The following is a 14,088-nucleotide window of genomic DNA, read 5'->3' on the forward strand; positions in this document are numbered from 1 at the left end:
GAAAACCCGCTCGTCGAGCAAAAAAGACGACGGCGAATTGATGAGGGAAACGGGTGTCATGTTTAAGATCCTTGGTCTTATGGCACCGGGCCTGTTAAGGAATATATGCGGCAACACTTCTTAATCTAGCAAATTCCGACCTAATTTTCTCTGTCGTCGGTGCTTCCCGCCGAGAATTCCATGAAATCCGCAAAAAGATACCCTCTTGGGCGCCCCTCCCATCCAAATCCATCTTGAAAAAAGGGTTTTGTCCATTTTGGGGCGCAATACCCCTTTCTCCTCCGGGCCCAACACCTCTTGCAGCCCCCCATCACCCGTAGTTGAGTACAGCCCGGTAGTAAGAAATTCATGAGCGAAATGATACTTTAGACAAAGCTTTTTCCCCTTGGCAATCTCCATTATCCGGCCGAATCACCCATCCTAATTAATTTCCCAGAACCTAAAGTATTATTGTATTCATCAACAAAGTGAGAATTATTCCCGTTCAGAAGTTCGTGCTCAAAGTTCTTTTATTTATTATAATAACTTCGTCGCCTGAAAACATGGGCTTTTGAACATCCGAAAAAATATTTCTGACCTTTGGAAAACAGAAAAAGAAATATGCCTATCAAAAAAAACAGGACTCACCAAATGAAAATAATCATATAGATAATTTGATAAAATCACTAAATTCCATCCCGCCCGGAATTGCCAACGATCCCGATTAATTTGAACATATCCTAGCGGTATATTGGGATAGATTGGATTGCTCACCCGAATCAGGAATGAACGGAGACAAGACATATGGGCGAATGGAAAATGTCAGATGAGAACCCCCAATGCTAGAATTTACCATTGAGCGACATGGGGGTACGGTCATCGAGTCAGCAGACGCTGATCTTCAGAACCAGATCGTCGACTTCAATGAATATTCGGCAAGAGGTACACCAAGTGGAACTTGACGAATTCGCAAAACTAATCCACGCCTTGATGCAAGAAAGGTTGTTCAGAATATAGTATTTCTAATTGAAATAAATGGATTAAGTAGTCATCATATCGTCAAATCCTCAAAAGAGAAGAGCTATTGGTTTCGCGGCGTCAAAATTCATAATTCAAAATACCTAGGCCGACGAATTAAATTTTTCTGGATCCCAGGTAATGGAAGAACTGTTTCCAGGCGATAAAGGGTGAGAATGACATTTAAGTCCTAGGGCGTCCGGGGAAGAAACTACGACAACGACAAATTGCGAAAAACACTGAACTGGGAACCCATGATATCCTTGCAAGAAGACTAGATGAATACTTACTGTTAGATATTAGGGAAACTCGCTGAGGAGAGAAAGATCTGATAAATTTTTGTATGACACTACGCCACGAAAAACATCTCAGAAAAAAACTTCAGCTCCCATCGCCGCTGCTTTCTAGCCAAAATCAATACGTGAGATTTATCTTCTGGAGGCGTCCCGGTCTGTTATTGATCGGACTCCCCCTCTTATTCTTCATAACTTTATTAGCGGACACAGCATCGTCCCTGTCACATGACAAAACCGTATCCCCATTTTTTCCTAACCTGGTACCAAACCCTGGCTTTGAAACGGATGTCGACAAAGATGGAAAGCCGGATGGCTGGCACCAAGTACCCGCAATGAAGCCCTCACACGGCAAAACCGAAATACAAAAAGGACTTAAAGGGGAACGCTCCCTAGTCATTGCGTCTGGCGGGAGCGTTACATGGAAAACGCGGCTCAAGAACATCAAACCGGGCCGCCACTACCTATTAACTTTCTGGGTAAAGCGGGAAGGATGGAAGGACGGAGAATATCCCTTTGTTCATATTTTCGGACGGAAAATACTCTTGAACGAGCTTTTCTCGTGGGGGGGATGGCGGAAGGTCCGCCGGGTTGTTCAAGCGAGAGAGGAAAATGAAACTCTCCTCGCCTTCTCTGCCAACAAACTCGCCCACGGACTGGCAATCGATCAAGTAAAGCTCCGGGAATTGGCTTTCACAAATCTCCAGCCTGCCGAAAAGAAGACAGTGCCTAAAGGGCGACCCACTTTCACATGGTCATTTACACCGAGCGAATTGGTATTTCGACTAAAAATTAAATTGTCCACTTCCCCTGCTCTCCTAAATCCGACCGTCATTGAACTCATGAGCCCTGGAAAATTGGGAGTCCGGCTTCTGCGGCAACTTCCTGAGGGCGAATGGTATTGGAACATCAGATCCTTCCTGGGTGTGGAGGAAGTAGCGCACTCTGACATTAAATCGTTCCGGGTGCTGGATGGCAACAAAACATCCAAGACAATTCCAAAATCTATCCGCGTGGACCCGCCCAACCAGCGCACATCGTTTTTCCCAATCGGGATGTTCGACGCGCGGCCAAGCGGCTTCGCTGAATTAAAGGCGGCGGGATTCAACAGTGTTCTCATCGGAGACAGCCTAAAAACGCTCAAAGCAGCCAATAGGAATGGGCTAAAAGCCATTTTCTCTCACAAGAATATGAATGGTGCCGAATTCAACTTACTTGCCCGGATAGCCAGCCAGTTCCCTGCGCTCCTGGGCTGGTACATTGAAGATGAGGCTGAAGGGCGGGGGGTTCCGCCCAGCGCGATCTGGCGGAAAACCGCGTCAACCAGAAATCTCACGCCCCCGCACCCAACAGGCCTAGCCCTCCTGAGATCCAACCAGGCCCGCTACTATGGGGATGCCGTCGATGTGGTCATGGTGGACCCCTATCCCGTCCCCACCCAGCCCCTTACCTGGGTAAGTGATTCCATCGAGAATGTCCGCAGACAACTCGGGCCAAATAAACAAATCTGGGCAATAATTCAGGCCTTCAGTTGGGGGCTGGAGCGGCATTATCCAAAAGACAAGCCCGGGCGCTTTCCAACTTTGGCCGAGGAGCGAGCGATGACTTACCTCGCCATCATCCACGGAGCGCGGGGGATTATATATTTCGCGGACGAGCATGCCCGAAGGAGCGCAGGACATTGGGCAAATCTGAAAAAATTGGCGGGTGAGCTAAACTGCATTTATCCTTTACTAGCCGCTAACGAGAAAATACCTCAACCCACCCTTGTTTCACCTGAAATGGATTCTCGCGGAAAACCCACAATTCATTTCCTGGAAAAAAAACTAACCGCCAACAATTCGCCTCCCGCCAAGAAGGGCTGCCCACCTCTTCCGCCAGAAAATTATCTCATTGCTTTAAACACAAGAGATAAACCAACGACTATGAGGCTTCAGGGACTTACTACCCAGGAGGGACATGCGTTCGATATATTCACATCGAAAAAAATAAAACACCACAGAAATGGGCTACAAAAAACCTTAAAGCCTTACGGTGTCGGTATATGGCGTTTGGGGAGAAGCCAATAAACTGACAATTTCTTCGCCTATTTTTTGAAATCCGAATATAAAAACTCCCCAAAAATTGATTAGGGAGTTTTTGAAGTTTAAGGCGAATTTAAGGAATTAACTTAAACAGGCGTCTTAACCCACGACTTGAGTTGGTTTTTTAGAAGAGCCGAGATCAACGGGGCGTGCCAGTCGAAATGAAAAACCTTATTGACCAGGGGAACAATGCCATCATATTTGGCCAGCTTAATTAACGCATCGACTTGGCCATCAGACATTTTCGAGTATATCTTCCGAAGAACCATTCCGGCATTCAATTCAGGCTCAAGAATTTTCCGCCATTCCGTATCGTATGCGGCCAGAGTCTCTGCCGAAAAATTATTTTCCTGAAATGAACGTCCAAGCACTTCAGCAGCTATCTCTGCACAAAGAAGACCATAATAAATCCCTCCGGCGGTGGTGATCTTCACTTGGCCCGCCGCCTCTCCCACGACCAGAACTCGCTCCGCAAAGGTTTTGGAAAGCGTTCCCATCGGGATCAGGCTGCCTTTCACTGTTCCATCCCAATCCTGCATGCGGGGAGCAAGATAAGGACCTTTCAACAACTCCCGAAGAAGTTCCCCTCCTCTTTCTTTTGCCAAAAGACCGATCTTGCATCGCTCATTCCCAATTGGAACCACCCATGCGAATGAACCAGGAGCGATTTTATTCCCCAAATATATTTCCACATCTTCCACATCCTGCACTACCGCCTCAACCTGGACTCCCTGGATACAATTATGGATATTTCCCAGGCCAACCTTCCGAATAAACTTCGCTCCATATCCCGTGGCCAAAACACAAGTTTTGGCGCGGAAAGTCCTTAAGCCATCTTCACATTGAGTGGTGAGAGAAACACCATCATCGTCAACTTCAATATCCTCGACCCAGGACTCCATACGGTAAGTGGCTCCGTTTTTTCCAGCTTTTTCGGCCATTTCACAATCGAAACTGGCCCGGTTAACTATATGGGCCCAAGGCTCCTTAGGATCATAAACAATCGATTCGCCTGAAGGGCCAAACACCTTTATTTTCTGCAAATGATTTTGGATGGAGCCTACAGGAAGATTTAATTTTGAAAATGCTTCAACGCCGATGATGCCGCTACAATTGACCGAATCCCCGATCGCTCGATCTTTTTCAAGTACCAGTACGTCCAAATCTTTCTCAGCTAAAAGGCGAGCCATATGGCTACCAACACAACCCGCCCCCACTACTATTACGTCGATCATCACGGTTTCCTACATCAAGCAAAAGAGCTCTAGAGTTTCCTATCCCGGCTCTCCCACTTACCCAAGAGAGTAATCCAAAAAGAAAGAACAATTAACTTTAAATCAAGAAAAAACCTTTGTTTTTTTATATATAACAAATCGTAGCGAAATTTATGCCGCCTAGGTGTATCATGATTTCCGTATATCTGGGCGAGGCCCGTAAGGCCAGGAACTACGGAATGTCTCTCTTTATACCCCTCAATATCTGAAGCCTCAACCATAATACCATCTCCATGAACTTCTTTTTCACCGGGCCGAATGGCTCTCGGGCCGACAAAACCCATGTCCCCCCGGAATATATTCCAGAGTTGGGGAAGCTCATCCATGGCGGTAGCCCGCAAAATCTTCCCCACTTTTGTTACGCGAGAATCATCCTCCTGAGCCTGAACCGCCCCGAGGCCTTTTTCCGCATCGGGCACCATTGATCTGAATTTCCACGCCCGAAAGATTCGACCGCCCATTCCAACTCTATCTTGGGAATAGAAGACAGAACCACCGTCCTCCATTTTGATCCAAAAAGAAATCATGAGCCACAATGGAGATGAACCTAGCAACCCAGCTCCCGAAAGAAGAACATCGAAAAAACGCTTCAAAAGATAGGACCGCCGTGCCGGCCTGTTTCTAACCAACGTTCGGATTAAATCATAGTAGGCACGCACCTGGACCGGTCGATCAAACTCCATCGCCGCCCGGCGGGCATTCTCGCCCATTTTTCTCGAAAGCCCCCTGTCGTTATAAAGGCGCAAAATTTCATCAGCCATGGCCCTAGGATTTCCAGATTCTGCTACGAAACCACAGTTGTATTTTTTCGATATCAGAGCAACTTCCGAAACTTCCTCTATTGAAGCAACATAGGGACGGCCAGCGGCTAAAATTCCGTAAAGTTTGCTAGGCACGATAAACCCGGCCAATCCCTGCTGGAGCGAAATAATAAATACATCGGCCGTGCCGAATGACTCCGTCAGCCGCTCCTTGGGCTGATAGGGCAGAAAAATGACATTTTCGAGGTTCAGTTCCTTAACCCTGGCCTGCAGAGCCGCTTTTTTTGCGCCCTCACCCACGAAAACGACCTTCAGGTCCTCAAAATTCCGCAGCAAATTTGCCGTCTCGACCAGCGTCTCGAGACTCTGGGAGAGGCCGATATTCCCAGAATGCATCACGACAAAGGAATCATCGAGGTCGTTGGCACGGGAAAAAGGATTCTGCCTGGGCCCGGGAACAACCTGGGCACAATCGATCCAATCGGGAATGATAACTGTCCGCTCCGGAGCGCCTCCTTTTTTTTCGATGATCTTGGCCCGCATGGTATGGCCCAGCGTGATATTCAGGTCGGCATTTCGGGCAAGAAACGAGGTGATGCTCTGAAGGATTTTCTCCACGAAATCATTTTGAAAATCTTCCAGGAGACGCGCCACTTCGGGAAAAATATCGCGGAACGACATCACAAGCGGAACGCCGTAGCGGCGGGAAGACATGATTGCCGCCAGACCGATAATGGGTGGATCTGTGGCGGCGATAATGATATCGGGGCGCTCCAGACGCAGCCCAGCATAGCATGCGGAAAGGAAGTAACTCAGGTAGTTTGCAACCCGCCCGGCGAAACGGTCTTTTGAAAACCGGGTGCCACACGCCCGGAGAATCTGGATGCCCCGGTACTCTTCCCGGCGAAATATCTGCCACCACTTCGGAGGCACAAAATCCTCTGCCGAAGAAATAAGAGGAACACCCGCCACCACCGAAACCCGGCAACCATATTTTTCGACAAGTTCCTCGCAGAGCTCCGTCAATATCTGCCCAGTCGCCGCCGTATCGGGATAAAAGGAGCGATTAAAAAGAACAACATGAATTGGACGCATTTTGGGGGATTCAACGAGCAATTCGTTTCGTTTCGGCTCTGTATGGATTTCGCCCACCATTCCAGGGATAAACACTGATCAGATTATCCCGTGGATATATAAGGCGCCAGCCCGATACATGGCCCAACGACGAACCGCAAACCTATGTTGAGGAAACACTCTGGGCTTCCGAAACGGAAGCCCTCGAATACGGTTTTTCATACACCATCTGGCCAATTACCAGAATATCCATATGGGTTCTGATGAAACACTCCATGGCCTCAGAGGGTTTCTGGACAATGGGTTCGTTTTCATTGAAAGACGTGTTCAACAATACCGGTACACCCGTGATTTCATCAAACGCGTTTAGGAGGTGCCAGAAAATTTCATTTACCTCGGAGTTGATGGTCTGAAGCCTTCCCGACCCATCTACGTGTGTAACGGCAGGGATTCGCTCACGCTGATCCGGCCTGACCTGATAGACTTGCAGCATAAACGGATCGGGAACCGCTCCCTCGAAATACTCGTCGATTCTATCTTCGAGAATAACGGGAGCGAACGGGCGAAATCTTTCACGAAATTTTATTTTGACGTTGATAATATCCCGCATGTCCTTCCGTCGCGGATCGGCCAATATGCTACGGTTCCCCAGCGCCCTCGCTCCCCATTCCATCCGCCCCTGGAACCACCCGACGACCTTGCCTTCAGCGATCTTTTCCGCAGTCCACCGGCACAGAGACTCATCATCGGGGAGTTTTTTTGACTTGCATCCGCTCTCCTCTAGCTGAGCCTGATAGGAACTCAGTTCTCTTTCCACAGCACCTTGGGTGTATTCTGGCCCCCAGTAGCTATGCTTCATGACGAAAGAACGTGGATTTTTCAGAACTTGATTCCACACATAATACGCAGCGCCCAATGCGGTGCCATTATCAGCTGCGGCCGGCTGGATATAGATATCCTCAAATGGGGTTTTTTTTCGGATTTTTCCGTTAAACACACTGTTCATGGCACAGCCGCCGGCCAGGCATAGCCGAGGAAGGCGCAATTTTTCATACAAGGCATTCAGGACATGGGATACGGTCTCTCCGTAAACATGTTGAAGAGAGGCCGCAATTGCCTCGTGCCGGGGGGTTAAGGGTTCATCCGCCTTGCGGGCGGGTCCAAGAAGTTCTTCGAGTTTTGGGGTGTATACCTCGTCCAGAATCGGCGCCCCATCGCTCCAAGACATGTTGCTCTTTCCCTGCCAGTGGCAATAGTAGGATAAATCCAGCTTGAACCCGCCGCCTGGCGTGAGATGCACCAGCTGTCCTATTTCATCGCTAAAATCGGGCTCTCCATATGCGGATAACCCCATCACCTTATATTCATCACCGTAGTTCATGAACCCCAGGTATTGCGTGATCGCCAAATACAGGAGGCCAAGGGAGTGCGGGAAATACACCTTCCCGAGAACTTTGAAATTGGTTCCGCGCCCCAGCCCCACAGAGGTGCTCACGAAATCTCCGAACCCATCAACGGAACAAACGGCAGCCTCGTCAAAGGGGGAGAGAAAAAAAGCACTGGCAATGTGTGCGGGATGATGCTCGACCCAGCGAATCCGGTCATGGACCCTCTCTTTTTTTATCCCCAACGTATTCGACATCACCTCCTCGATATCGAGGATGCTTCCCATGTTTTTCAAGCGGCTTGCAACCAATTTCACGTTGGGCCGGGTCCTGCATGTAAAAAGCACTTTGCGCCATAAGTTCGCGTAGGGGTCCCTCGACACGGCGAAGTAATCAATGTCCTCCGGGCCCACTCCACCATATTCCAAACACTTCAGAATGGATTCCGAAGGAAACCCTGCCCAGTGCTTCACGCGCCGGAAACGCTCCTCCTCAAGGGCGCACACCAACTCCCCGTCCCGAAGGAGTACGCATGAAACATCGCCGTGGTAAGCATTTATTCCTAAAATATACATTTTGGTTCCTTACCCAAGCTCCAGTTCCCGAAGGAAGCGGCGCGGTCCCAGTTCTACCGCCTCAGTCCGATCAGCTCCACGATGGCCGCATCAATAAGCTGCGCCATTTGAGAAGATTGTGGCTCTATCTTTTGATCTTTTTTTTCTAAAACTTCACCGATAGCGGCTGGAAGCTCCTCAGCCTCGTATACTGGAACGATCCACCCCTCAGCGGCCATGGCCTGCACCAAATCCATCTGGTGATCGTTAACGTGCTCGTCGAACTTTTTCCTCCTGGGCATGACAACGGGTGTCTTACCCAATCGGAGGGCATGAATTGTTGTGGTACTGCCTCCATGACATACGATGATCTCAGCCTCTTCCATTAATCTCTCAAATTTTTCTACCGAAAGAAACGGTTCAAATTCGAAATTCTTAGGCTTTACACTATTTGTATGCCCTGTCTGGATAAAAACGGAACGCTCCTTCACAAGGTCATGACCCACCAACAGATCCATCGCCGATATCAAGCGGCCAAAATCCTGGGTAGCGGTCCCGACCGTTGCGAAGATCATATATTGAGACCCCCGTATATTCCTTTCGGAAAAAACTTACCCATGGACTTCCATTCGTAAAAAAACCGATCGGCCAGATAGTACATTATCCGCCCGGTGAGCGAAGGAACTGTTACATGCGATGAGGTTTCAATAAACAAAAAGGGAATGCGCAACAGCTTCCCCACCAGTGCGAATGGTACCGCAGGACCAGCGCCTGGGCTCATAATCAGATCCGGCTTCTTTTCGCGAAGTATCCGCCATGCCTCCCAAAGATTCACGAAAAACCGCCAATCTCGCTCGGAGTGACAGATGAAAGTGGTCTTGCCTTCTAACTCCTTGGGCAGGATCGTGGGGGCATTCAAGACGAAAAAATGATCGTAGCGCTCGTAAACCTTCCTCAAAGCCCTGGCTTCGCCGAGATGCCCCCCGATGGAAGAGACGATGCATATCTTTGCTCTAATTTGGTTCTCCTCCATACCTCGCTGCGAATCAGCCATATGCCCCCCCTTGACAAGGTCTGCCATCAATCAGATACCGATTTATCCGCCTTGCTTGCAACCAAGTAGATGCAATCTCCGGACATCGGATCCTGTCCGTTCCTTTTCTCCCGCATGGTGGCAAACCCTTCCCTGGCCGACGTAAAACCGTAGTCTAAAAACTCGACAGTCAAGGTTTGAAACATCCATACCGGAGGCGTGACGGTTTCGACATGAGAGACAGCCCATCCTTCGGATTCCATAAAACTCACCAGAGTTTCCGGGCTGAAGTGCCACAAGTGAAATGGCATGTGCCAGTTGATCCATGAATTTTTAAATGTATTCCTTAGTTGAGAATTAACGTTCGGACAACAAATAATGAGTTTTCCGTCCGGCACAAGAAGTCTGGAGAATTCCCGCAGAAATTTCTTCGGGTCCATCAGATGCTCAAGCACCTGAAAAAGCACGATGGCATCGAAAAAATTCATATTCTCAGGGGGAAAAGATTCAATCCCTCCCTGCACATCGAAACCAAGCAATTTCGCCTGTGCCGATGCCGCCATGGAAGGCTCCACCCCCATCATGTGACGTCTTCGATTCTTATTGAGGTAATTCATCATGTAACCTTCGCCACACCCGAAATCGAGGATCTCGCCCTCCGGCGGTATGTGCTTGTCAAAACGCTCCCTCATACACCAGCGCCAATAAAAATTTCTTTTTTTAATCCATCTGATGATATTGTTCTTTTTCCTGGGCCAGGAAAGTATCCCCATCATGTCACTCGAGCCCAGTATGGGAACGACAGATTCCTTTGCCCCATACCCTTCCCTGTACCAAGCTGATAATTTATCCAGCTGGGGGGGGGTCGGACAGGAAGGAAAAACCGCAGGATTTACATGAAACGATATGATAGACGCCAGGGTATCCGAAACGATTATCCACATCCGTTATCACGGGCTCAAAATCCTTGCCGCCACAAAGGTAGCAGTCTTCCGTAGTCTTCCGTTTTATGTCCACCATGCGATCATTCCTATGCCAAGCAACTGTTCGATTCCATTTCGCCAGGGAAGCTCCCTAATTCCAACCTCCCGGCAAGACCCGATTCCAAGAAAATTGAGCGTCGGGAGAAGACAAATATCCGCCAGAAACCCGCCTTCTCCATGCTGTCCAGCCTAATGGCTCAACGTCTCCTGCTCGGGAATGATTTGGAATATACACTAAATTCACTGAAATACTTAGGGGAAAGAAACGGCCAAAAACTCTTAAACATAAAGATTCTGCAGCATACCGAGCATTCGGTATGCCTCGGCCGAAGTGTTCAGGTTTGGCTCTTTTCCGGGAAATACCGCCCCCGTCTTGCGCCTCACCGAGAAGCGGCCCCGCCCCTCAGCCCCGCCCCTCAGCGCAGGCTCCGTTCGCCCTCCGGGCTCCCGGAGCCTGCGCTGACCCTCTCCTCATGCTCGTTCATGTGGACACCTCCTTTGAGCGGGAATCTACCCGCTATTCGGTGTCCAACAAAACTCTGGAGCGGAGGAGGATATAGCTGAGAAGCAGTCCCCCGTTCCAACCCTGTAGTACCGTCCAATCCCACAACTGCTAATGGTTCGTTATAGTTGAGATTAAACCGACTTAGGCTGTACTGTGAGTAAAATGGCTTTTACTAGATATCACATTGGACCTATGGTCTTAGAAGATTCACAAAAACTGCTATAGTTTAAAAAGGAAGTAGGCTTGGGATGTCAATTTGAAGTGGAATATGACTATATAATAGAAGAATTTCCAGAGTTTTCCGCCTGAAAAACAGCGAGCGAATTTATGCCTCCCCAGGTTTCTGTATGCATCCCGGCCTATAACTACGGGCACTACCTTCCTGAGGCGATCGAAAGCGTCCTGGCTCAGACCTTCACGGATTGGGAACTAATCATTTGCGACGATCAATCGGTCGACGACACCGAAACCATCTGCAGAGAATATTCCGACAAAGACCCTCGAATTCGCTACTTCAAAAACGAAACCCGGCTAGGAATGTTCGAGAATTTCAACCGGACTATCGACCATGCACAGGCACCTTTCGTTAAATTTCTATGCGCTGACGATTGGCTTCATCCCGATTGTCTTGAGGTTTGCATCAATTTAGCGGAAACGTTTCCAACAGCATCCATGATTCAATCCGCATGCGTTGACGTCAACTCTGCCGGAATTCCTATTTCAAACGTTTCCGAAACGTGCTTTCCCAAAAAAATTTACAAGGGCGCGACCTTAATTCAGAGACAACTGCTTGGATTCAAAGGGATCGGCGGAAACTCGTCTTTTTTTATAAGGAAAAAATCTCTGCTCGAAATCGGAAAATATACCTCTCGCTTTCGGTATGCAGCAGATACTTTCCTTGGGTTGCAATTATGTCAAGTCGGGGACTTCGTGGCGACAAACCAACTTTTATTTTTCGGACGAATGCATGGAGAAGAAAGGCTTTACACGGAAGATTTAAAGGGAAGTGAAATTTCTCATCGCTCGGAAGAAAATATGGCTCCATTAATTGACTGGATTAGTATTCCACGAATTATTTTCAAATCATCGCCTCTATTTGGAAATAATTGGGCATGCATGATGATTGGAATTGGCAGAGTTGGAGCGGATTATTTTTTAGTGGCCATTCTCAGGATTCTTCAGGGAAATGTTAAAATCGGAGCTATGTACATCAAGGAAATTTTTCGCCATGGGAAACCCTGGTGGCCTATCTTAGCTGCGCTCCCGTGGCGTCTCATTTATCTACTTTGGAAGCGAATTAATCGTAAGTTCCAAAAAATTCAACAAACCGAAGTTTGGAGACCACCGGGATTTCAAATCACCCAGAATGAGAAAACACATAAAGACTCAACCCAAATGCCATGAACCAGCTCATCCATTTCCCCTGAATTCTATAAATGTTGCAAGGGCGGCTAGGGGCACACCACTCAAACAACATGGAAGGGCAAAAAGATGAGAATAACCCGTTTGATAAGATCAATATTACAGCCGATATTCCAGAAGACAAGGTTGGATATGCGCGCCTTGCAGTGGAGGCTCGAGGCACTTGGAGTCAGACATGCCATGCTTAGCGCCGTCCTTTCACAAGATGATTCTCCTCACGGGCCAAACGAAAGATTATTGGATCTGGCCGAATCCATTATAACTCGGGCAAGAAATATAGAGCTGTCCCTTCTTGCGGACCGGGGAGCGCCGCCTATCGTTCATGTGTGGCCCGGCGAACACTACCGGGTTCTTGCCGCTCTCATCGAGGAAGTGAAACCCAGGTCCGTGGTCGAAATCGGAACATTTAAGGGCACCGGCTCGCTGGCAATGCTCCAGGGCATTCCGGACGGCGGGAAATTGACCACTGTGGATATTCTTCCCTGGGACCAGATTCCGGAAACTTTAATCAAAGAAAGTGATTTTTGGGATGGAAGGTTCGAGCAAATCCTATGCGATTTCGGGGAGCCAAAAATAACCCGAAAGCATGCGGACTTATTGCGCGGCGCCGAAATCATTTTCATCGACGCCTCCAAAGACGGCGTGTTCGAAAAGAATCTCATCGACAATTTTTCAGCAATTGATATGACACCAGGCACGCTGTTAATCTTCGATGATATTCGCCAGTGGGAAATGCTCGATATATGGCGGGGCATCCAGCACCCGAAACTGGACATCACCAGCTTCGGGCATTTTTCGGGAACGGGGATAGTGGAATGGAGCGGATAACCGCGAATGAGCCGCAAATTGACCACTGCCCGAGTCAGCTCACCTACCTCTTTATGCTAAAGGCGCAGTCAGAAAAATGATTCTCAACCCGCAACGATTTAACGTCTCCACTTTTTTCGGGAAGTTTTTACGCCTTCCCCTCCACTTGATTCCCAAATCCTTCGTAATGCCCATCCTTCAAGGACCCGCCCGGGGGATGAAATGGACCACAGGAAGCGCCAAGCACGGGTGTTGGCTGGGAGCCTATGAAACCGAAAAAGTCCAGGCCATAGCGAAATGGGTGAAACCGGATATGACGGTGTATGATATCGGCGCTCAGGCGGGATACTACTCTTGTATCTTTTCCCGGCTGGCCCACCGGGGGAAGATTTTTTCATTTGAACCACTTCCGGAAAACATCATATCCATTCTCCGTCATATTCGAATGAACAAACTCTCCAACGTACAGGTTGTGCATACTGCCCTCGCCGGGGAAAGCGGCATATCCGGCTTTTCTGTGGAAGGCGAAAAACACCGGAACATTTTAATCCCCACCGAGAACGCCCCATTGCTGATCCCGACCATCAGCCTTGACGATGCTGTCGAAATTCACCAATTTCCCTTGCCCGATTTTTTGAAAATCGATGTAGAAGGAGCTGAGAATCAAGTTCTCCAGGGCGCTCAACGTACGATTGAAAAAGTCCACCCAACTATATTCCTTGCGCTCCACGGCGAGGATCAAAAAAACCAATGCTTTCAATTTTTGCAGATGAATAATTACGCCTTATACGACTTGGAAGACCGGGAATTAACAGCCCCCGGAGAGACTGATGAAATCCGCGCCACATAAGAGAAATAAAGGATCTCGCCCCTTCCGATGATTCCATCAAAATCAACGGGCAAACAATCCCTTCCCA

The 14,088-nt window shown here is 48.5% G+C and carries 10 protein-coding genes; 4 read left to right on the forward strand and 6 right to left on the reverse strand.

All coding sequences use genetic code 11. The annotated features are described in order from the left end of the window. The first annotated feature begins 1,624 nt into the window (after positions 1-1,624). Positions 1,625-3,358 carry a hypothetical protein gene (locus tag HOJ95_13585; protein MBT6395729.1) on the forward strand — a complete coding sequence of 578 codons (1,734 nt, stop codon included), beginning with the start codon at positions 1,625-1,627 and terminating at the stop codon, positions 3,356-3,358. 101 nt (positions 3,359-3,459) lie between these two features. Here the strand turns inward: HOJ95_13585 and HOJ95_13590 are convergent, their stop codons facing one another. The 6 genes from HOJ95_13590 to HOJ95_13615 all read right to left on the reverse strand — a co-directional run bounded on the left by HOJ95_13590 (position 3,460) and on the right by HOJ95_13615 (position 10,146). Next, on the reverse strand, positions 3,460-4,608 hold the full coding sequence (locus tag HOJ95_13590) for an NAD(P)/FAD-dependent oxidoreductase (GenBank protein ID MBT6395730.1): 1,149 nt from the start codon (positions 4,606-4,608) through the stop codon (positions 3,460-3,462). Positions 4,609-4,637: 29 nt separating this feature from the next. Then, a complete protein-coding gene (locus tag HOJ95_13595; GenBank protein MBT6395731.1) occupies positions 4,638-6,503 on the reverse strand; it encodes a glycosyltransferase in 1,866 nt (621 codons plus the stop codon). Positions 6,504-6,645: 142 nt separating this feature from the next. Beyond that, positions 6,646-8,442, reverse strand: a complete 1,797-nt coding sequence (locus HOJ95_13600; protein ID MBT6395732.1) for a carbamoyltransferase — start codon at positions 8,440-8,442, stop codon at positions 6,646-6,648. Positions 8,443-8,495: 53 nt separating this feature from the next. Further along, complete coding sequence (locus HOJ95_13605) at positions 8,496-8,996, reverse strand: hypothetical protein (protein ID MBT6395733.1); 501 nt, start codon at positions 8,994-8,996, stop codon at positions 8,496-8,498. Further along, positions 8,993-9,475, reverse strand: coding sequence for a hypothetical protein (locus tag HOJ95_13610; GenBank protein ID MBT6395734.1), 483 nt, complete (start codon positions 9,473-9,475; stop codon positions 8,993-8,995). The genes HOJ95_13605 and HOJ95_13610 overlap by 4 nt, the downstream gene beginning before the upstream one ends. Before the next feature lie 26 nt (positions 9,476-9,501). Then, entirely contained in the window at positions 9,502-10,146 is a 645-nt protein-coding gene (locus tag HOJ95_13615; GenBank protein ID MBT6395735.1) for a class I SAM-dependent methyltransferase, read from the reverse strand. Positions 10,147-11,269: 1,123 nt separating this feature from the next. On the opposite strand from HOJ95_13615, the gene HOJ95_13620 reads away from it, so the two are divergent. The 3 genes from HOJ95_13620 (at position 11,270) to HOJ95_13630 (ending at position 14,021) form a co-directional block, all read left to right on the forward strand. After that, positions 11,270-12,346 carry a glycosyltransferase family 2 protein gene (locus tag HOJ95_13620; protein ID MBT6395736.1) on the forward strand — a complete coding sequence of 359 codons (1,077 nt, stop codon included), beginning with the start codon at positions 11,270-11,272 and terminating at the stop codon, positions 12,344-12,346. A gap of 87 nt (positions 12,347-12,433) precedes the next feature. Further along, on the forward strand, positions 12,434-13,192 hold the full coding sequence (locus tag HOJ95_13625) for a methyltransferase (protein MBT6395737.1): 759 nt from the start codon (positions 12,434-12,436) through the stop codon (positions 13,190-13,192). 280 nt (positions 13,193-13,472) lie between these two features. Beyond that, a complete protein-coding gene (locus tag HOJ95_13630; protein ID MBT6395738.1) occupies positions 13,473-14,021 on the forward strand; it encodes an FkbM family methyltransferase in 549 nt (182 codons plus the stop codon). Positions 14,022-14,088 lie beyond the last annotated feature (67 nt).

The sequence above is a fragment of the Nitrospinaceae bacterium genome (assembly GCA_018669005.1).
Taxonomy (GTDB): domain Bacteria; phylum UBA8248; class UBA8248; order UBA8248; family UBA8248; genus UBA8248.